The 20,767-nt window shown below is 61.4% G+C and carries 16 protein-coding genes, 1 tRNA gene and 1 pseudogene; 9 read left to right on the top strand and 9 right to left on the bottom strand.

Annotated features, from left to right (window positions below; genetic code table 11):
* Positions 1-27: 27 nt before the first annotated feature.
* On the bottom strand, positions 28-2,121 hold the full coding sequence (sctV, locus tag AB3G88_RS03580) for a type III secretion system export apparatus subunit SctV (protein WP_158877938.1): 2,094 nt from the start codon (positions 2,119-2,121) through the stop codon (positions 28-30).
* On the bottom strand, positions 2,118-3,191 hold the full coding sequence (sctW, locus tag AB3G88_RS03575; protein WP_480453259.1) for a type III secretion system gatekeeper subunit SctW: 1,074 nt from the start codon (positions 3,189-3,191) through the stop codon (positions 2,118-2,120). Before sctW ends, sctV begins: the two co-directional genes overlap by 4 nt.
* A 261-nt stretch (positions 3,192-3,452) precedes the next feature.
* Here sctW and AB3G88_RS03570 point away from each other — a divergent pair, with 261 nt between their 5' ends.
* Together AB3G88_RS03570 and AB3G88_RS03565 are read left to right on the top strand one after the other, a co-directional pair.
* Positions 3,453-4,004 carry an RNA polymerase sigma factor gene (locus tag AB3G88_RS03570; protein ID WP_099583929.1) on the top strand — a complete coding sequence of 184 codons (552 nt, stop codon included), beginning with the start codon at positions 3,453-3,455 and terminating at the stop codon, positions 4,002-4,004.
* Positions 4,005-4,239: 235 nt separating this feature from the next.
* Positions 4,240-4,316: transfer RNA gene (locus tag AB3G88_RS03565), tRNA-Met, on the top strand.
* A 200-nt stretch (positions 4,317-4,516) separates the two neighbouring features.
* Here the strand turns inward: AB3G88_RS03565 and AB3G88_RS03560 are convergent.
* Genes AB3G88_RS03560 through AB3G88_RS03540 form a run of 5 tightly spaced genes read right to left on the bottom strand, consistent with a single transcriptional unit; the run spans position 4,517 to position 10,716 of the window.
* The gene (locus AB3G88_RS03560) at positions 4,517-6,256 is read right to left on the bottom strand and encodes an acetyl/propionyl/methylcrotonyl-CoA carboxylase subunit alpha (RefSeq protein WP_480453257.1); all 1,740 of its coding nucleotides are present in this window, start codon (positions 6,254-6,256) and stop codon (positions 4,517-4,519) included.
* Positions 6,253-7,872: a 5-oxoprolinase subunit B/C family protein gene (locus AB3G88_RS03555; RefSeq protein WP_480453255.1), complete on the bottom strand. Its 1,620-nt coding sequence runs from the start codon at positions 7,870-7,872 to the stop codon at positions 6,253-6,255. Before AB3G88_RS03555 ends, AB3G88_RS03560 begins: the two co-directional genes overlap by 4 nt.
* A 9-nt stretch (positions 7,873-7,881) precedes the next feature.
* Positions 7,882-8,688, bottom strand: a complete 807-nt coding sequence (locus tag AB3G88_RS03550) for a putative hydro-lyase (RefSeq protein ID WP_112193327.1) — start codon at positions 8,686-8,688, stop codon at positions 7,882-7,884.
* Positions 8,685-9,455: a LamB/YcsF family protein gene (locus AB3G88_RS03545; RefSeq protein ID WP_480453252.1), complete on the bottom strand. Its 771-nt coding sequence runs from the start codon at positions 9,453-9,455 to the stop codon at positions 8,685-8,687. Before AB3G88_RS03545 ends, AB3G88_RS03550 begins: the two co-directional genes overlap by 4 nt.
* Positions 9,456-9,483: 28 nt before the next feature.
* Complete coding sequence (locus AB3G88_RS03540; protein WP_099583924.1) at positions 9,484-10,716, bottom strand: NRAMP family divalent metal transporter; 1,233 nt, start codon at positions 10,714-10,716, stop codon at positions 9,484-9,486.
* 253 nt (positions 10,717-10,969) lie between these two features.
* Here AB3G88_RS03540 and AB3G88_RS03535 point away from each other — a divergent pair, with 253 nt between their 5' ends.
* The 6 genes from AB3G88_RS03535 (at position 10,970) to ggt (ending at position 18,481) form a co-directional block, all read left to right on the top strand.
* On the top strand, positions 10,970-11,635 hold the full coding sequence (locus AB3G88_RS03535) for a GntR family transcriptional regulator (RefSeq protein WP_480453250.1): 666 nt from the start codon (positions 10,970-10,972) through the stop codon (positions 11,633-11,635).
* Between the two features lie 82 nt (positions 11,636-11,717).
* Positions 11,718-12,245 carry an RNA polymerase sigma factor gene (locus AB3G88_RS03530; RefSeq protein WP_099583922.1) on the top strand — a complete coding sequence of 176 codons (528 nt, stop codon included), beginning with the start codon at positions 11,718-11,720 and terminating at the stop codon, positions 12,243-12,245.
* Positions 12,238-13,194 (top strand): FecR family protein, encoded by a 957-nt coding sequence (locus tag AB3G88_RS03525; protein ID WP_480453247.1) that lies wholly within the window; start codon positions 12,238-12,240, stop codon positions 13,192-13,194. Before AB3G88_RS03530 ends, AB3G88_RS03525 begins: the two co-directional genes overlap by 8 nt.
* 103 nt (positions 13,195-13,297) lie before the next feature.
* The gene (locus tag AB3G88_RS03520; RefSeq protein ID WP_480453245.1) at positions 13,298-15,739 is read left to right on the top strand and encodes a TonB-dependent siderophore receptor; all 2,442 of its coding nucleotides are present in this window, start codon (positions 13,298-13,300) and stop codon (positions 15,737-15,739) included.
* A 97-nt stretch (positions 15,740-15,836) separates the two neighbouring features.
* On the top strand, positions 15,837-16,616 hold the full coding sequence (locus AB3G88_RS03515; protein ID WP_480453243.1) for a PhzF family phenazine biosynthesis protein: 780 nt from the start codon (positions 15,837-15,839) through the stop codon (positions 16,614-16,616).
* Positions 16,617-16,651: 35 nt separating this feature from the next.
* Positions 16,652-18,481, top strand: a complete 1,830-nt coding sequence (ggt, locus tag AB3G88_RS03510) for a gamma-glutamyltransferase (RefSeq protein WP_480453241.1) — start codon at positions 16,652-16,654, stop codon at positions 18,479-18,481.
* Between the two features lie 48 nt (positions 18,482-18,529).
* Here the strand turns inward: ggt and ddlA are convergent, their stop codons facing one another.
* Positions 18,530-19,624: a D-alanine--D-alanine ligase gene (ddlA, locus tag AB3G88_RS03505; protein ID WP_191948014.1), complete on the bottom strand. Its 1,095-nt coding sequence runs from the start codon at positions 19,622-19,624 to the stop codon at positions 18,530-18,532.
* Between the two features lie 44 nt (positions 19,625-19,668).
* A pseudogene (locus tag AB3G88_RS03500) lies at positions 19,669-19,842 on the bottom strand (lysine transporter LysE); the annotation flags it as partial.
* Positions 19,843-19,937: 95 nt separating this feature from the next.
* Here AB3G88_RS03500 and AB3G88_RS03495 point away from each other — a divergent pair.
* Positions 19,938-20,747, top strand: coding sequence for an AraC family transcriptional regulator (locus AB3G88_RS03495; RefSeq protein ID WP_480453238.1), 810 nt, complete (start codon positions 19,938-19,940; stop codon positions 20,745-20,747).
* The last annotated feature ends 20 nt before the right edge of the window (positions 20,748-20,767 follow it).

The raw sequence follows: 20,767 nt of genomic DNA, 5'->3' as shown, positions 1-20,767 counted from the left end.
TACCTGACACTGACCATGGATGGGCACTCACGCCACGGCACCCCGCATCAGTTCGTCCTGGCCGAAGTCAAAACGTCCCAGTACTTTCACCTTCGAGGTGCTTCCCAGTTCAGCAAAGGACAGCACCGGAACATGGTTGAACTCCTCCAGCAGCAGGGTACGTAGAGGGCTGCGCAAGTCCTGCGCTACCAACATCACGCTTTTGGTTTTTGGACGTAAGGTAAAGGCCTGGTTGAGCAGGCTGACCAGCGCTGCACTGCTCTCATCGTCAAGCGCAAAAAACACCCCGGTCTGAGTCTGGCGCAGTGCCTCGCGCAAGGTGTTTTCGCTCTGTGGTGACAACAACCACACGTGCAGGCCATCAGCTTCACTGTACTGGTGAAATATCTGGGACTTGAGGGCAATACGGGCATAGCCGGCCAATGCCTCCGGCTCACGTTCATGCTGGCCATATTCGATCAGCGACTCGACGATCAGCCGCACTGCGCGCAGCGGCACGCCTTCACCGGCCAGTCGTTGCAATACCGCTGAAAACCGCGAAAGCGGCATGATGCGTTGTAACTCTTGCACCAGTTCGGGCTGGTTGTGCTCCAGCCAACTGAGAATCGACTTGCTCTCCTGAATACCCAGGAACTGCGGTCCGCTGAGCATCATCGCTTGCTTCATGCGTTCAATAATCAGGGTCGTTGCACTGAAGCGCTCCAACTGCGGATCATCCAGCACCGGATCATCAGGCCTCACCCAGACCCATTCCTGCTCATCACGCTCGGCCAGCCCTTCCTGGGCGTCTTCCAGCTCAACAGTCAGCGCCTTGCGCTCTACCGCCACGCGGCTGACGACAGAGGCTTTGATCATCGGCACTTCATGCACGCAAAACCGCATTTCATCGTCGGCCAGCGAATCATCCAGCTCGACCTCGAATGGCGGCAACGTGAGCCCGATGTTAGCGACAAGCGCATTGCGTGCCTGGCGGATGCCGTGAATCAAGTCCGTCACTTGCGGCGTCCCTCGCAGTGCAGGGGGAAACTTCAACAAGTAAGGCCGCGACGGATCAAAGCCACGCAGGTCTTCACTGCCGTTCTCTTCAGGGCGTACCGCTTCGGCTGCCTGGGCTTCGGGCTGCGCTTGTTGCTGCCGCTTGCGCGCGAGGTAATAACCCAGAGCCCCGGTCATAATCGAGATAAAGATAAACACCAGTGTGGGCATGCCCGGCACTATCGCGAACGCCAGCATTCCGACCGAAGCAATCATCCAGCTCTTGGGCTCGCTGGTCATTTGCCGGGCAATTTCGGCGCCCATATTGCTGACGCCCTTGCGGCCGTCCGGTGCGACGCGAGTAATGATCATGCCCGCCGTCAGCGAGATCAGCAGCGCAGGAATCTGCGCAATCAGGCCATCACCGATGGTCAGTACGGAATACAGCGAGATCGACTCGGCAGCGCTCAAGCCGTGCTGGAACATTCCCGTGGAGAAGCCGCCCAGCAGGTTGACCAGCACAATGATCAAACCGGCGATGGCGTCGCCCTTGACGAACTTCATCGCCCCGTCCATGGCTCCGAACAATTGGCTTTCACGGGACAACTGCTCGCGCTTGTCCCGCGCTTGCCCGCCGTCAATCAGCCCGGCGCGCAGGTCGCTGTCGATAGACATTTGCTTACCGGGCATCGCATCCAGGCTGAACCGCGCCGCGACTTCGGCGACCCGTTCCGAGCCTTTGGTGATGACCAGAAAGTTGACCAGTGTCAGGATCAGGAAGATCACCATCCCCACCGCCAGATTGCCCCCGACCACAAAATTGCCGAAGGCCTCGACGATCTCACCGGCGTCCTGTTCCAGCAGGATCAAGCGGGTGGTAGCGATCGACAGCGCCAGACGAAACATCGTGGTCAACAGCAAAATCGACGGGAACGACGAGAACGCCAACGGCCCCGGCAAATACAGCGCCAGCACGATCAACAGGCACGAGATACAAATATTCAGTGCAATAAGGATATCCACCAGCCAGGTGGGCAAAGGCACGATAAAAATAAACACGATGGCCATGACCACCACGGCGCCCAGCACCTCCGCACGCCGTGCCACCTTGAGCAGCACGTTATTGATGACCGCCAGTGCGGTCACGCCCGGTCCCTCGAAAAGCCTGCCACGTAGGCAGAACCCCGTTCGATACGAGCAAACTCATCCATCACCAGCAAAAAGTTGTGCAGGGCCTCCTGACGCCCACGCTGATCACTCCACAACGCGATAGGGAATTGTTGGAACAACGGGTACAGCGCATTGAGCAACACTAGAGAAACCGATGACTTGTCACCAGCCAACTCCTGCACCAGGCTCTGGATCTCCGCAGGGGCGATGCCGCTGCCGGCATAACCCAGCAGACGCTGCAGCAGGCTGACCGAGTCCTGCTCGATACTCATGCGCTGAATCAGCATCTGGCATGCACCGAGCACCGCACTCAACTGCCCGCAGCTTTGCAGGCCCAGTAACAACGTGCGCAACTGCGCCGTGGGTACCGACGGCGTGTGCGCCGCAATATCGTCCGCCAAGGCCTTGCGCATCACCATGAGCCCTGCGGCGAAACGGTCGCCACCGTACACGCCCAGCAAGGCCTGCATCATGCGAGCCAGGGACTGGCGCTGCACCACACTCGCGTAGTAGAGCGCCCGCACCGCCTGGCACTCCTGCGGATCACCACTGGCCGCATGCAGCGTCATGGCGATGTTGAGCCCGGCCTGGATCTCGCCCTTGTAGCGAACCTCCAACTTGGCCAGCGCGTCTCGGGCCAGCCCGGCTTCGGTCTCGCGCAATTCACCTTCGGCCTGGGTCAGGACATGCTTGAGCACCACGTACGTGCAAGCAGGATCACGGCCAGTCAGCTCCACTATTTTGTCAACGCTGGGCCGTTGCAGCAGTTGCATCCTGATCCGACGCGCAACAGCGGAAAGGCTTGCGTCAGCGGGGAGGCTTAGCAGGCTGTAGAGCCGCTTGAACTGCTCGATGGGCGGCACGCGCACCTCAAACGTACGCTCGCCCAACGGTTGGCTGTTACGCATTGCTTCCTGGCTGAACACGTTGGCCAGTTCATCGATGCCCGTCGTAGCCGACAGCGTCTGGGGTGCGATCCCAGTGCTGGGACCCAGCTGATCCAGATACTGGCTCTTTTGCACTTCAGGGGTGATTTCGACGTTCATGGGCGTGCCGAGATAAGAAGAGTGTGTGCTTGTGTGGCAAGAAACCCCGAGACGGTTCCACTTTTATTCACACCCTGAACTTTTGAAAAAACCGGCACAAAACACCCATGGTTTTTTGCAAAAAACTGCGCAACCAGCATCAGATAAAATATTTTTATTCATATATTTCAGCTGCTTACATAGATCTTCCGTTTGGCACAGCCAGTGCTACAGGGCTTTGCGTCGAAAGCATTTCGACCCGTTCACCCTGAGGAAAAAACCATGAATCTTCCCATTGAAGCTTTAGCTCACCTCGTTGGCAGCTCGCCTCAATTCATGCATCACCTGACAGACGAACAGCAGAAAAAACTCCGACGCTTCATTCACAAACGCGTACTCAACCCGGAAGATGCGGATGACCTTCTGCAACTGACTTACCTGGAAGCATGGCGCAACCGCGAGCGCTTCTGCGGTAACGCATCGCTCAGCACCTGGATGTGTGGCATCGCACAGAACCTGATCCGCAATCATTTCAGGCGCATGTATGCCAAACCTGTGCATTGCGAATTTGATGAGTCGTTGTGGCATGGCCAGGCAGAAAACAACAACCTGGATTGGGAATTTGAGGTCAACCGCCGCCTGGAGAACACCCTGAGCGCCATCGACCATCTGCCAACGGAAATGCGCAAGACGCTATACGCATCGCTGGAAACCGACGGCAGCTACCAGGACACCGCCGACGTATTGGACATTCCTATCGGCACAGTCCGCTCACGCTTGTCGCGCGCGCGCGAACAGCTCAAGCGCGCCACCCAAAACCCGTTTCAACCGTAAGACTGGCTGACAGGCCAAACGTTGGGCGGCAGGGATATCTGCCCAACCGGACTCCACCTGTTTCCAGCCGGCGCCCCCAATGTTGCCAGGCCCCCACCACTGTCCAGACATCACGAAAGCAGAGGCTGGCAGTCACGCAACACCCTCAGTTTCGTTAAACAATTGAAAGCGTAGAAAAAATCTTCACAAAAATGCTTGACGCATTTGCGTTCTACGCGAATAATGCGCGCCACTTGGCTACGTAGCTCAGTTGGTTAGAGCATAGCATTCATAATGCTGGGGTCCGGGGTTCAAGTCCCTGCGTAGCCACCAAGTACCGATCCATAGATGTCTACAGCAGTCTGTGAATCACCTCAAGAAGCCCGCCTAGTGCGGGCTTTCTTGTGTCTGGAGTTTCATCCAGATCCGCCCCCCCCCCCCCATTACGCATGCTCTCTGAAAGCCTCGATTAAGCACGCGGCAAACGGGTGATTAACCCGTTGCGCGTAAGGCCTGCCAAAGAAGCAGTTGAATCAACTGGCGGCGTTGATACGGCCGATCAGGGAGCCGACTTCAAAGTAATCACCCGCCTGTTTGGCAATCTGAAGTTCACCCGCACAGGGGGCCAGAATCGATGTTTCCATCTTCATCGCTTCGACCACCGCGATCACTTGCCCGGCACTGACCGATTCGCCATCGTCGACGACCCAGGTGTGCAGGTTGCCTGCTACCGGCGTCAGTACCGCGTGCGGATCAACCGCCTCGCGTGTGCTTGTGCTTTCGCTGGCGGGACCGGCGGCATTGAGGCTGACACCGCGCAACAGGGCCGCAGGCAGGCCTAGCTCATGGCGCTTGCCGTCGATCTCGACAAAGGTACGCAGCACGTCAGGGTCGGCCGACATGGCGTTGCGCGGCGCGATGGTGATCTGTTCGGCGAAGTCGGTCTCGATCCAGCGGGTGTGCACGGCGAAGCGATCGGCACCGGTGAAGTCGGCATGATCCATCACGGCCCGGTGGAAAGGCAGTACCGACGCGATGCCCTCGATGTTGAATTCAGCCAGTGCCCGGCGTGCACGGGCGATAGCCTGTTCGCGGGTGGCGCCGCTGACGATCAGTTTGGCCATCATCGAATCGAAGGTGCTGGGCACGCGTGAACCGCTGGTCACGCCGCTGTCCAGGCGCACGCCCGGGCCCGAGGGTGGCAGGAACTCGGTAATTTGCCCCGGTGTCGGCAAGAAGCCCTTGCCCGCATCTTCGGCGTTGATACGAAACTCAAAGCTATGGCCACGTGGGGTTGGCGTCTCGCTGAACGACAAAGGGAAACCGTCGGCGATGCGCAGTTGCTCGATCACCAGATCGACGCCGGTGGTTTCTTCGGTCACCGGGTGCTCGACTTGCAAGCGCGTGTTGACCTCAAGAAACGACAAGGTGCCATCCTGACTGAGCAGGAACTCCACCGTGCCGGCGCCGACGTAGCCGGCCTTGGCGCAGATATCGTGGGCGGACTGATGAATGCGCTGGCGCTGCGCATCGCTGATAAAAGGCGCGGGCGCCTCTTCCACCAGCTTCTGGTTGCGTCGTTGCAGCGAGCAGTCACGCGTGCCGACGACCACCACCTTGCCGTGTTTGTCGCCCAGAATCTGCGCTTCGATGTGCCGAGGGCGGTCGAGGAACTGCTCGACGAAACACTCACCGCGACCAAAGGCGGCTTCGGCTTCTCGCACGGCCGAGGCAAACAGCTCGGCGACCTCATCCAGGCGCCACGCGACTTTCATGCCGCGCCCCCCGCCGCCGAAGGCTGCCTTGATGGCAATCGGCATGCCATGCTGCTCGGCAAAGGCCAGCACTTGGGCGGCGCTTTCAACAGGTCCGGGTGTACCCGCAACCAGAGGTGCGCCGACCTGCTGGGCCAGTTTCCGCGCTTCGACCTTGTCCCCCAGCACGTCGATGGTCTCTGGGTTGGGACCCACCCAGATCAAGCCAGCGGCGATCACTGCGCGAGCAAAGTCGGCGCGCTCCGACAAAAAGCCATAACCCGGGTGTACGGCATCGGCGCCGCTGCGTTTGGCGATGGCCAGGAGTTTTTCGATATCCAGGTAGGTCTCTGCCGGGCGTTGGCCATTCAGCGAAAACGCTTCGTCCGCCTGGCGCACATGCAGGGCGTCGATGTCCGCGTCGGCATACACCGCGACAGACTGCACACCGTAGTCGCGACAGGCGCGGGCGATGCGGACGGCGATTTCACCACGGTTGGCGATCAATAATTTTTTCATGGAGTTGTCTTCGCATCGGCAGTTGAAGAAGAGGCGTCTGTGCTGGGTTGGATTTCGTGGAATCCGCCCAGGGGGTTGAAGCGAATCTGCGCGTTGATCGGTATCTGCCCCGCCAGGTCCAAGTGGTGTGTAGCCACTGCGGCGATCACCGGGTAGCCACCGGTCAACGGATGGTCGGCCAAAAACAGCACGGGCTGGCCGCTGGCTGGCACTTGGATAGCGCCGACGGAGGTGCCTTCGCTGGGCAGTTCCTGTGGGTTGCTGCGCGTCAGCGGCGCATCACCGGCCAGGCGAATGCCCACCCGGTTGGACTGCGAGGTCACGCGCCAGAGCTGGCTGCTCAGGCGCTGGATCGCGTCTTCGGTAAACCAATCGGTGCGCGGCCCCATGACCACATCAAGGGTAACGATATGGGTCGCCGTCGGCAGCTCAAAGGCCGGGGCTTCGGTCAGCGATACGCTGGTGCCCGTGGTCAGGGTGGTGAAGCCCAGACGATCACCAGCGGCAAGTGCCGCAGGGCCGACCTGGGCCAACGTGTCCGTGGACAAACTGCCGAGTACCGGCGTGACCTCAAAACCGCCACGAATGGCCAGGTAGCTGCGCAGGCCCGCCAGCGGTGCGCCCAGACTGACACGGTCACCCACGTCCAGTTCGATGGGTTGATAGTTGCTGGCCGGCCATTGTAGGCCACTGGCGTTGGTGATGGTGACCGGTGTGTGCGCACCAGTGATCGCTATCACCGCACGGCCATGGCTAACGAAGCTCAAGCCGCCAAGTACCGACTCTACGCAAGCCATGTCCGAGCGATTGCCCACCGCGCGGTTGGCGGCGCGCAGGGCGCCGAGGTCGAGCGCACCAGAGCGGGAGACGCCTTGACCGGTTTGGCCGGGCCGTCCCATATCCTGCAGGACGCTGTGTAACCCAGGATGGATGATTTCCAGATAAGCACCGCTGGGGGCGGCGGGACGCAGTGCCGCAGCGGGGGTTGGCAGGCCGTTGGCCGGGAGCGGGCCGGCGTCGGTAAAGCGCACTTTATAACCAGGGCGCAGCAGGGCCGGCTCGGTGCGGTTCAGGTCCCACATCTGCAGGGGCGTGACACCGATGATCTGCCAGCCGCCAGGACTGGCTTGCGGATAGACGCCACTGAAATCCCCGGCCAGCGCCACGGCACCCGCCGGTATGCGGGTGCGAGGGGTCTGTCGGCGCGGCACCTGGAAACCGGCGCCGCCCGTGAGGTAGGCAAACCCCGGCGCGAACCCACAAAAGGCCACGCTGTAGTCATGGGCGGTGTGGCGCTGTATCACTTCGTTACGGCTGATGCCGAGCAGCGTGGCGACCTCGTCGAGGTCTTCGCCGTTGTAATGCACGGGGATTTCCACGCGGCGCTGTTCGCCCTCGCGGCGCCGGCTCAGGTCCCGGCCGGCGATACGATCGACCAGCGCCTGACGCTCGATGGCGCTGGGGCGAAACTGGATCAGCAGCGTCCGCGCAGCAGGCACAATTTCTTCCACGCCCGCAATAGGCTCCGCCATCAGGGCGTCGAACAAAGCCAAGGTCTCGTCGAGATCGTTCAATTCGACGAGCAGGGTGTCCAGGTTGACCGGTAGAAAACGCACGGGAGACTCCTAGACGTGATAGGTGCTGTCAGGCACATCGGTAATGAACATGTGGCCAGGGGCGTGGGTGATCGCGAAGGGCACGCCCGACGCCGCCACCGCCGCCTGGGGCGTCACACCGCAGGCCCAGAACACCGGGACTTCGCCGGGCTCGATGCGCACGGCATCGCCGAAATCGGGTCGACTCAGGTCATGGATGCCCAGCAGCGCGGGCTCTCCGATATGCACCGGAGCGCCGTGGACCGACGGATAACGCCCGGAGATGCCACTGGCCTCGGCCACACGATCGGCCGGGATCGGGCGCATGGACACAACCATTTCACCCTGCAATCGTCCCGCCGGACGGCAAGCGCGGTTGGTCCGGTACATCGGTACGTTGCAACCATCGGCGATATGCCGCACTTCGATGCCGGCTTCTTGCAAGGCGGTTTCAAAGGTAAAGCTGCAGCCAATCAAAAACGCCACCATATCGTCGTGCTCGGCCCAAGCCTGGGTGGCATCGCTGACTTCCTCGACCAGCTTGCCGTCCCGCCAGATGCGGTACAGGGGGATGTCGGTACGCAGGTCGGCGCCTTCAGCCAACAGTGTTCGCGGGCTGCCCGCGTCGCTGACGTCGAGAATCGGGCAGGCTTTCGGGTTGCGCTGGGCGTACAGCAGAAAGTCGTAGGCCCATTCGCGCGGCAAGGCGATCAGGTTGGCCTGGGTCATGCCCGGCGCGATGCCGGCCGTGGGGGTGACCAGCCCGCCACGGTAGGTTTGACGCGCGTCCTGGGCAGCGGCAATGGCCGCTCGGCGGGCGCGGGCGAGCGTATTCATGGACGACCTCCGGCAAACGGTTGCAGCGACAGGTTGGCCTGCTCCAGCACTCGGCGCAATTCGCGAGCCATCGCTACGGCGGCAGGGCTGTCGCCGTGGACACAGATCGAGTCGGCCTGGATTCGGGTGAGCGTGCCGTCGATGGCTTCGAGGGTGCCGTCTTGCACCAGGCGCAACATGCGTTGAGCCACAAGCTGCGGATCGTGCAGCACGGCGCCCGGCTCGCGTCGCGAAACCAGGGTGCCTTGCGGCGTATAGGCACGGTCGGCGAAGGCCTCGGCGATACACTGCAAGCCCTCGTTACGTGCCCACTCAATCAGCTCGGAGCCAGCCAACGCCACCAGGGTCAGCGTGGGATCAATGGCACGGATGGCGGTGATCACCGCCAGCGCCTGGCGACGGTCGTGGGCAATGGTGTTGTACAACGCGCCATGGGGTTTCACGTAACGCACCGAGGTGCCGGCAGCCTTGGCCAGGCCTTGCAGCGCACCGATCTGGTAGATCACGTCGGCGGTGAGTTCATCGCTGGCCAGGTCCATGTTCCGTCGACCGAAACCCACCTTGTCCGGGTAGGCAACGTGGGCGCCAATGGTGACATTTCTTGCGGCGGCGGCTTTGAGTGTCCGCAGGATGCCGGCGGGGTCGCCTGCGTGGAAACCACAGGCGACGTTAGCGCTGGTTACCACATCGAGCATGGCGTCGTCGTCGCCCATGCTCCAGGCGCCGAAGCTTTCGCCCAGATCGCTGTTGATATCTATCGTTGGCATTCACGTAACTCCTTTTTCGTTATCCGGCTCAGGCGACGCTGAGGATGGCAAAGATCGGCACAACGGATTTGATCGCCATGTACCAGGTCAGCAGGCAGGTCAGAGCGCCCAGGACCAAGAGCCAGCGTGGGTAATGGTAACCGCCCATGAGGTCGGATCGGCGCCAGCCGACGTAGATAAAGATGCTCAGGCCGATGGGCAGTATCAGACCGTTGAACCCGCCGGCAAACAGCAGCAGTGCGGCAGGCGCGGTGCCCAACAGAACAAAGATCAGCAGCGATACGGCGATGAACACAGTGGTGGCACGGTTGCGACTCTGCTCGGTGATGTCCGGCTTGAATACGGTGATAAAGGAAATGGACGTGTACGCGGCGCCGATCACACTGGTGATGCTGGCGGCCCAGAGGATGAGGCCGAAGATCCGCAGGCCGATCTGTCCCGCGGCTGCCTGGAAGGCTTGTGCAGCCGGATTGGCGCCCTGCCCCGAGGTGTCGATGACGACGCCGCTGGCAACAACGCCAAGGATGGCGAGAAACAGGATATAGCGCATAAGGCCGGTGACCAGGATGCCGCTCAGGGCCGCCTTGGTCACAGCCTGGAGGTTTTCGACGCCGGTAGCACCGCGATCCAGCAGTTTATGAGCCCCCGCATAGGTGATGTAGCCACCGACCGTGCCTCCAACAATGGTGGTAATGGTGGCAAAGTTGATCTGGTCCGGAAGGACGGTCTGGTAGAGGGCTTCACCCAGAGGTGGGTTGGAGGCGAAGGCCACGAACAGCGTCAAGCCAATCATCACCACGCCCAGCACGACGATCAGCCGGTCGACGGCCAACCCGGCGCGGTGAGAGAGGAAGATGCCGATAGCCAGCAGGGCACTCAGGCCACCGCCCCACTTTGCATCAAGCCCCATCAGCGCATTCAGACCCAGCCCGGCACCGGCGATGTTGCCGACGTTGAACACCAGCCCACCGAAAATCACCAGCACCGCCAGCAGGTAACCGCTGCCTGGAATCGCTTTGTTGGCCACGTCTGCGGCACGCATTCGAGTCAGGGAAACGATACGCCAGACGTTAAGCTGAACCACGAAGTCGATCAGAATCGACGCCAGGATACCGAACGCAAATGCCGCCCCCATCTTGGCCGTGAACGTGGCGGTCTGGGTGATGAATCCAGGGCCGATGGCAGACGTCGCCATCATGAAAATCGCGGCGATCAACGAAGCGCGCCGCGCTTTTGTGAACGCTTGAGGGGTCTGTGTCACGGCATCATTCCTACAGTGAGAGGTAGTTTGACTGAGCAATGAGCATGCCAAGACCCAGGCAAACACCCTGAAATGTAGATGCATCAAGGAATTCTTGTTGAACAATCCATATCCTATAGTTGAGCGATTGGCACCAAATTGTTACCTCATACCGCGCATGTGCTACTTAATGACGCATACGACGCGCGTCATCCTTGTGCCACTCACCCGCTCTGATGGAATAATGGAGCGGTTTTCTCACCTAGGATTTTTTATGAACGACGCCTCTTCCGCCCTGCCAAGATCACTGGGAGAAACCATCACCCAGGAAATTCGCAGGATGCTGGTCGAAGGCGAGCTCGTGCCCGGCCAACGCCTTTCAGAAGCGGCACTGGCCGAGAACCTGGATATTTCGCGCAACACGTTGAGAGAGGCCTTCCGGGTCCTGACGCGTGAAGGGTTGCTCAAACACGAACCCAACCGCGGCGTCACGGTGGCGGAACCGGACATGGGGTCGATCATCGACATCTACCGGGTGCGCCGCTTCATCGAGTGCAAGGCGATCGCACAGGGTTACCCCCAGCATCCAGGCACGCTGCACATGCGCGAGGCGGTCGAATTGGGCGTGCGTGCGCGCGATGCGAAAGACTGGGGCGCGGTCGGCACGGCCAACATGATGTTCCACACCGCTATCGTCGAACTGGCCGATAGCCCGCGCCTGCTGGTGTTCTACGGTCAGATCTCGGCTGAATTGCGGCTGGCGTTCGGGCTGCTCAACGACCCTCAGTTCTTGCATTTGCCGTTTCTCAATATGAACGCTTCGATACTGCAGTGCGTTGAGGAGGGCCGGCCAGACGAGGCGACTGTCATGCTGGATGCCTACCTTGTGCAATCGGAGCGAACGGTGCTGGCCGCCTACGAACGCAGCCTGAGGCGATAGTCACCCAGCGCCCTATCAAATGAGACAACTTCTCATTAGTATGCCTGCTATTCGCGCAACGCAGCAGTAAGGTATCGGGGCCATGGAGACAGGGACGCCAGGGGATCAGGAAAAACTCAGCGCCGTTTTTATCGGGCAGCGCAGTGCGTTAATCCGTATGCTGTCGCGCGTCGTCGGCTGTTCGAACCAGGCGGAGGACCTGGCCCAGGAAACCTACCTGAAGGTAGCCAAGGCGCTGTACGCCCGCCCCATCGAACACTTGAAGCCGTTTCTTTATCAAACCGCGCAGTACCTGGCCTTTGACCATTTGCGCAGTGTGCGCAGCAAAAGGCGCTATGAGTGCCATTTGGCCGAAAGCCTGGTGGTCGAAGTGCCCACGACGGCACCCGGGCCGGAGAGTCAGGCTCAGGGCCAGCAGCAACTGCGGCAGTTTCAACAGGTGCTCGCTACCTTGCCCAAACGCCAGCAACAAATCCTGGTTTTACATCGACTGCACGACCTGTCCCAAGGCGAGATCGCCCAGCGCCTGCAGGTATCGTTGAGCACGGTGGAAAAGGACCTGCGCCAAGCCCTCACCGCCTGCGTCAAGCAAACGACCTACCATGATTGATCGCCCCGACATTCCCGATGCCGTACGTGAGCAGGCAGCCGACTGGTTCGCGCTGCGCGATGAGACAGCGCGCAACCTCATCACCCGCCAGCGCTTTGAGCAGTGGCGCACGGCCGATCCCCGGCACGCCAGCGCGTATGCGGAACTGGATACGATGTGGGAAAACCGCGCCTTCGAACAGGCCTTGAAAGACCTTGCCGTCGACCTTGAGTTACCCCCGCCCCCGCTGACCGCCAAGCCTCCCAGGATGCGTTTGATGGCCGCCGCAGCTGCCGTGTTGCTCGCACTGGGCGTCGGCTGGATGGCCGATGTACCGATGCGCCTGCAAGCCGATCACATGACCGACGTTGCGCAGCTGGAACGCTTTGACCTCGAAGACGGCTCGCACATCGTGCTGGGCAGCCACAGCGCAATCAGCACCGCCTTCGACGGCGCGCATCGACGCATCAAGTTGCTGCGCGGCGAGCTCTACGTCGAAGCCGCCCATGATGCCAACCGCCCCATGAGCATCGAGACCGCCGAGGCCAGCGTGACCGTGGTCGGCACGCAATTGAGCGTCAGCCAGCGCGGCTCGGGGGTCACCGTCGCCGTGCGCCAGGGCCAAGTGCGCTTCGCCGACCGCAAGGGCGAACAGAGCTTGTTGCACGCGGGCAACTGGCAACAGTTGCGCGATGGACAGTTGCAACCGCTGTCACTGGAAGGCAGTGAACGGCAGATGGCCTGGATCAACGGGCGGCTGTCGTTCCAGAACGCGCCACTGGTGCAGGTAGTCGAAGAGATCCGGCGCTATTACCCGGCGCCGATCCTGTTATTCAACGATGCCGCCGCCAGTGAGCGCGTCAGCGGGAATTACCAGTTGGATGACCCCCTGGCGATCGTAAAGGCATTGAGTAAAGTCACGTCCACCCAGGTCCAGCGCCTGCCCGGTGGCATCCTGGTTATCCGCTGACACAGAGCCCCGACACCGTCGAAAAAAGTTTTACGGCTTTCGAAGGTTCAACCCGTCAAGAACTTTGCCTTTGCAAATCATTCCTATTTCTAACGGGGCTCACATGCACTTTCCAGCATTCAATCCGACCCATGCCCGCAGCGTCCTGACGCTCGCCATTTGCCTGGCGTGCAGCCACGCGGTTGCCGTGGAACCGGCGGGCCAGCTGGCCACTCGCGAAGCGGCGGACACCCGCAGTTTTGCCATCGCCGGCCAGTCGCTGGTCAATGCCCTGGATCAATTGAGTGTGCAGAGCGGGCTGCAAATTGCCTACACGGCTGACCTGGCCCAGGGCGTCGAATCGCCCGGTGTCAACGGCCGCATGACCGCCCTGGAGGCGCTGGCCCAACTGCTCGAAGGCACGCCGCTGAGCTTCGAGCGAAACGGTCCCAACGCGGTGATGCTAACCCGCACCGAACAGCCCGGCGCAGCCTTGCAACTGGGCACCACCACGGTGATCAGCAACCAACTGGGCACCGTCACCGAAGGGACCGGTTCCTACACACCTGGGACCATCGCCACGGCCACGCGCCTGGTGCTCACACCCCGTGAAACGCCGCAGTCCATCAGCGTCGTCACGCGCCAGCACATGGACGACTTCGCCCTCGACAGCGTCGACGACGTGATGCGCCACACACCCGGCATTACCGTCTCGGCCTACGACACCGACCGCAGCAACTACTACTCGCGCGGTTTCTCGATCAACAATTTCCAATACGACGGCATCCCCTCGGCCGTGCGCAACGTGGCCTATTCGGCGGGCAACACCCTGAGCGACATGGCGATCTATGACCGCGTCGAAGTGCTCAAAGGCGCCTCCGGCCTGCTCAGCGGCGCCGGCTCCCTGGGCGGCACCATCAACCTGGTGCGCAAGAAGCCCACGGCGGAGTTTCTCGGCCACATCACCACGGCAGCCGGCACATGGGACAACTACCGCACGGAAGTGGACGTCAGCGGCCCGCTGACCGAAACCGGCAATGTGCGCGGGCGTGCCGTGGCGGCGTATCAGGACAGCAAGTCGTGGATCGACCGTTACTCGAACAAAAGCTCGGTGTTCTACGGCATCCTTGAATTCGACCTGTCGCCCGACACCCTGCTCACCGTCGGCGCGGACTATCAGGACAGCAAACCCAAAGGCTCGACCTGGTCCGGCAGTTTCCCGCTGTTCAACTATTCGGGTGCGCTCAACGATGCCAAGCGGTCTTTCAGCAATGCCACCGACTGGAGCAGTTGGCAGCAATACACCCGCACGGTGTTCGCGAACCTGGAGCACGACCTCGGCGACGGCTGGGTGACCAAGCTGCAACTGGACCACAAGCTCAACGGCTACGATGCCCAGCTGGGCGCGATCCAGTTCTACCAGCCGGCAGCGGACGGTACTGCAGACATCAACGCGCAGCGCTACAAAGGCGAAACCACCAGCGATTCGGCCGACCTGTACCTCAGCGGCCCGTTCAACTTCCTCGGCCGCGAACATGACCTGGTGGTGGGCGGCTCGATCAGCACCGCCCATTGGAAGGGCAAGGGCTACTGGGATGAAACCTTCCCCACGGCCAACCTCGTCGACTACTTCAACTGGCACGGCAACCTGGCCAAGCCCGACTGGGGCGTGGCCTCGCAAGTCATCGACGACACCATCCGCCAGACCGGCATGTACGTCACCACCCGCTGGAACCTCACCGATGACCTGAAACTGTTGCTGGGCGGTCGCGTGGTCGACTACACCCTGACCGGCAGCACCGACACCTACCGTGAAACCGGTCGTTTCATTCCCTATGCCGGGGCCATTTATGACCTCACGGAAAACCTGTCAGCCTATGTCAGCTACACCGATGTGTTCATGCCCCAGGAAAGCTACAACCTCGACCGCGACCGCAAGCTGATCGACCCGGACGAAGGCGAGAACTACGAAGTGGGCCTCAAGGGCGAGTTCCTTGACGGTCGCATGAACGCCAGCCTGGCGTACTTCGAAGTCAAGGAAAGCAACCGCTCCCTCCCCGACGACGCTTACAACAACCAGACGCCAACCCCGTCCAACTTTGCGTTCAAGGGCACCGACGCGACGACCAAGGGCTATGAGTTGGAACTGTCCGGCGAAATCGCCCCCGGCTGGCAGTTGCAAGGTGGCTACACTCACAAAGTGGTGCGCGACGATGCCGGCAAAAAAATCTCGACCTTCGAACCCGAAGACCAGGTGAGCATGTACACGATCTACAAGCTCAAGGGCGAGTTGGACAAAGTCAGCGTCGGCGGTGGCCTGCGCTGGCAGAACACGGTGTGGCAGGACATCTACAACAGCCCCAAGGGCACTACCGATGAATTCTCCCAGGAGTCCTATTGGGTGGTGGATTTGATGACGCGCTACCAATTCACCAAAAACCTGTCGACCACGCTGAACCTGAACAACGTGTTCGATAAGCACTACTACACCAACGTGGGTTTCTATAACTCCGCCATCTACGGCGCGCCACGTCACTTCATGCTGACCACACGCTGGGATTTCTGATGACCTGGCCACACGGCCTATTCCAAGGCAGGCCGCTTTTGACGCCCTGCTTTGCCACTGTTAGTGTCCAGCCTCCCACCACACGGAGTGCTTCACGGTGAAACTGGACATCTACCAAGTCGACGCCTTCAGCCAACATCCTTTCGGCGGCAACCCGGCAGCCGTGTGCCCGCTCACCGAGTGGCTGCCTGACGATCAACTGCAAAGTATCGCCGCCGAAAACAACCTCTCCGAAACCGCCTACTTCGTGCCCCGTGATGGGTTCTACGAGTTGCGCTGGTTTACCCCCGAAATCGAGGTGGACCTGTGTGGCCATGCCACGCTGGCGGCGGCGTGGGTGCTGATTAATCAGTTGCCCGATGCACCCGAAGTGCTGCGCTTTTCCACCCGCAGCGGCGAGCTGCGGGTGACACGCGATGGCGATGAGTTGGCGATGGATTTCCCGGCCAAGACGCCGCAGCCCTGTGAGCCGCCAGCCGGCATGTTGAGTGCCCTGGGGATCGAGCACGCCGAGGTATTCAGCACCGATGACTACGTCGTGCTGGTCGCCAACGAAGCCCAGGTCGCTGCGCTGACGCCGGATTTCGCACGGCTCAAGGGCCTGCCTAAACGCGGGATCGCAGTAACCACCCAAGGCACGCAGTTCGATTTTATTTCGCGCTGGTTCGGGCCGAACGTGGGCGTCAATGAAGACCCGGTCACGGGTTCTGCGCACACCTCGCTCGCGCCGTTCTGGGCTGCACGCCTGGGGAAAACAACACTGACGGCGGAACAAGGCGGTAAACGCAAAGGCCAATTGCGCTGCGCGCTCAAGGGCGACCGAGTGATCATTTCCGGCAAGGCCGTGTTGTACATGCAAGGCACGATCTACCTGTAATCGGCAGCAACCAGGGACAACAGATCATTCTCAAAATGAACGGAGTTCAGCACGTGTTTTCGATTTCCCGCCGTCAGTTGTCGGTTATTGCCGCAGCCCTGGCCCTTGTGGCCTGCCACACCCCGGTCAACGAACAACCACCGGCACCGGAGCTGGGCTCGGGCTATCGCACCGACCTGAGCACGCAGCACGCGCAACGGCATATGGCCGCCGCCGCCAACCCGCTGGCCGCCGAAGCCGGCCGCGCGATGTTGCGCCAAGGCGGTTCGGCGATTGATGCCGCCATCGCCATGCAGGCGGTGTTGACCCTGGTGGAACCGCAATCCTCCGGCATCGGCGGCGGTGCGTTCATCATGCTGTGGGATGGGGAAAAGGTGCGCGCCTATGACGGCCGCGAAACGGCACCGGCCGGGGCGACGCAGCGGTTGTTCCTCAATGCCGACGGCACTCCCATGGCCTTCACCGACGCGCAGATCGGCGGGCGCTCGGTGGGCACGCCCGGTGTGTTGCGGGCCTTGGAAATGGCCCATAAGAAGAGCGGCCACCTGCAATGGGCCAAGCTGTTTGAACCGGCGATCCGCTTGTCTGAGCAAGGCTTCGCGATTTCACCACGCTTGCACAGCCTGATCGCAGCAGACCGCTTTATTGCGCAATCGCCAGAGATGGCCGCCTACTTTCTGAATGCCGATGGCACGCCCAAAGCCGCGGGTACGCTGCTGAAAAACCCGGCGCTGGCCGCCGTGTTCAGGCGCATCGCCACAGAGGGTCCGGACGCGTTGTACCGCGGGCCGATTGCCTATGAGATCGCACGCAAAGTACAGGGCAATCGCAACCCGGGCAGCCTGTCCCAGACTGACCTCAAGGCCTACGCAGCCAAGGAGCGTGAACCGCTGTGCACCGATTACAAGCGCTGGAAAATCTGTGGCATGCCGCCGCCGTCGTCGGGTGGGATTGCGGTCGCGCAGATCCTCGGAACGTTGCAGGCCCTGGAAGCCCGCGATCCGCGTCTGGCTATTGCACCGATGACACCGATCAAGAGCGCCTCGCCTGCCGGGCTTGAGCCACTGCCCGAGGCCGTGCACCTGATCGCCGAAGCCGGCCGCCTGGCCTTCGCCGACCGCGCGCTGTATGTGGCTGATGCGGACTTTACGCCGGTGCCGGTGGCTGGCCTGGTCGCGCCGAACTACCTGGCCCAACGCGCCACGTTGATCAGTGAACGCAGCATGGGCATCGCCAAACCGGGCCAGCCTGCGGGCATTCAAGTGGCTTACGCGCCGGACCGTTCGCCGCTGCGCATCTCCACCTCGCAAGTGGTGGCCGTGGATGACTGGGGCGGCGCCGTGTCGATGACCACCACCGTGGAAGCCGCGTTTGGCGCACATGTAATGGTTCAGGGCTTTTTGCTCAACAACCAGATGACCGACTTCTCGTTCATCCCCGAAGAAAACGGCCAGCCCGTCGCCAACCGCGTACAACCCGGCAAACGCCCGCGTTCGGCCATGGCGCCGACGCTGGTATTCGACCGCAAGAGCGGTGAGCTGCTGGCCACGGTGGGTTCACCGGGCGGCTCACAAATTATCGAATATGTGAGCAAATCCCTGGTGGCCATGCTCGACTGGAACCTCGACCCACAGGCCGCCATCAGCCTGCCCAACTTCGGCAGCCGCAACGGCGCTACCGAGTTGGAGGCCGGTTTGTTCAGCCCTGGCGTGAAGCAGGCGTTGAAGGACAAAGGCCATGCGCTGAGCGAGATCGAGATGACCAGCGGCGTGCAGGCGATTGTTCGCACGCGGGATGCTCAGGGCAAGGTGTCGCTGAGCGGCGGCGCGGATCCTCGGCGTGAAGGCGAAGCCCTGGGGGATTGATGAACACACAGCCTCCCTCGCCACAAATCCGCATCAAGGCGTGGCAAGTCAGCGGCTGATCTTCAGCCCCTTGCGCCCCGCATGCCGTTCCAGCGCCAGCTCAATCAAGCGGCTTACCAACTCGCTGTAACTCATGCCCGCCGCCTGCCACAGCTTGGGGTACATGCTGATGCGGGTGAAGCCGGGCAGTGAGTTGATTTCGTTGATCAGCACTTCGCCGTCTGCCGTAAGAAACACGTCAACGCGCGCCAGGCCTGAGCAGCCCAACACCTCAAACGCTTCAATGGCCAGTTGGCGGATCCGCTCGCTGGCCTCGGGGCTGATCGCCGCCGGCACCACCACCTGGGCCGCCTGGTCGTCGATGTATTTGCTGTCGTAGGAATAGAAACCGCTGCTCACCACAATCTCGCCGCAACCGCTGGCGATGGGGTGTTCATTGCCGAGCACGGCACATTCGATTTCACGGCCTTGCACGGCCGATTCGACCAGCACTTTTTCATCAAAACCCAAGGCCAGCTCAACCGCCGCGTGGTACTCGGCTTCATTCGCCACTTTGCTCACGCCCACCGACGAACCCTGGTTGGCCGGTTTGACGAACATCGGCAGGCCGAGTTTATTCAGCGCAGTGTCGAAGGAAGTACGCGCAGCGTTGCTGCGGGTCAGGGTAATGAACGGCGTCACCGCAATGCCCGCGTCGCGCAGCAGGCGCTTGCTGATGTCCTTGTCCATGCACACCGCCGAACCGAGCACGTCGGAGCCGACGAAAGGCAGGTCAGCCATGCGCAGCAGGCCTTGCAGGCAGCCGTCTTCGCCAAGGGTGCCGTGGACGATGGGAAAGATCACATCAATGTGTGCCAGCAGGTCGTTGCCAGAGGTTTCCACCACTTGCTGGCTGGCTTTGCCGGGCACCACCGCCAGTTCGCGGTTGGATTGGTTGAGGGCGATGAGCGCCGGGTTTTCCTGGTTGATCAGGAAGTTCGAGGTGTCGTTGAGGTGCCAATGGCCAGCCTTGTCGATGCCGATCAGGACGGGCTCGAAGCGCGAACGGTCCAGCGCGTCGACGATATTGCGCGCCGACTGCAATGACACTTCGTGTTCAGCCGAACGGCCCCCAAAAATAATACCGACCCGCAGCTTGCTCATGACCCGACCTCACAAATAAACGTCAGGCTTCTTACCACGGGCCGTCAGCGATTTGCTACAAGATGTGCGCCGAACAACACGTAGCAACCGCCGGCAAAACGATCGAGCCAGTTGCGTGAGCGACTGTAGAGACTGGCCATATGCGCACTGGAAAACACCAGCGCCACGCAGGAATACCAACTGAACGACAGGGTAGCCATGAGGGTCACCAGCATAGGCCGCCCCCACCGCCCGCACAATCGTACAAGACCCCGGCAGACAGGCGATGCAGACTGGGTTAACGTAATTCCCTCTCTTTTTGTGACAAGCCACCATGGGCAAATCGACCCCCACCTTCGACTGGCTGCACCGCGCCCCGCACGCCAGCGGCCTGGACCGTATCGAGGCGTACTTTGCGGGCTTTGCGTTCGATCCCCATCGCCATGACACCTACGCCATCGGGCGTACCTTGTCCGGGGTGCAGAGCTTTCACTATCGCGGCGACATGATCCACAGCCTGCCCGGCACGACCATGGTGCTCCATCCCGATGAGACCCACGACGGCCACGCCGGCAGCGACGAGGGCTTCAAGTACCGGATGATCTACGTGGAGCCGTCGCTGATCCAGCAGATTCTCGGCGGCAAGCCGCTGCCGTTTATCCCCAGTGGTTTATCCACCGACCCCAGGCTGTTCCGCGCCAGCGAAGTGCTGCTGCAGAACCTCGATCACCCGATTGATCCACTGCAGGAGCAGGACGCGATGTTCGACCTGGCCCACGCGCTCAGCACTGCCGCCGGGGCCATCATCAGCCGCAAGACCTTCGATTACGTGGCCGCCGAACGCGCCCGGGAATTTATCCACAGCGCCCTGGGCCGCAGCATCACCCTGGATGAAATGGCCGAGCACGCCGGCCGTGACCGCTGGGCGTTGTCGCGGGATTTTCGTGTGCTGTTCGGCACCAGCCCCTATCGCTACCTGACCATGCGCCGCCTGGATCTGGTGCGCAGCCTGCTGGCCCAAGGGCGTTCATTGGTCGATGCAGCCTTGACCGCCGGATTCACCGACCAGAGTCACATGACCCGGCAGTTTCGCAGCACCTACGGCATGCCGCCGTCGCGCTGGGTGAAGATGCTGGGGCGCTGAGTGAGCGACTTGGGATCGGC

It is taken from the genome of Pseudomonas arvensis (assembly GCF_056688935.1).
Note: the sequence above shows the minus strand (reverse complement) of the source record. Positions and strands in the feature narration are given on the sequence as shown.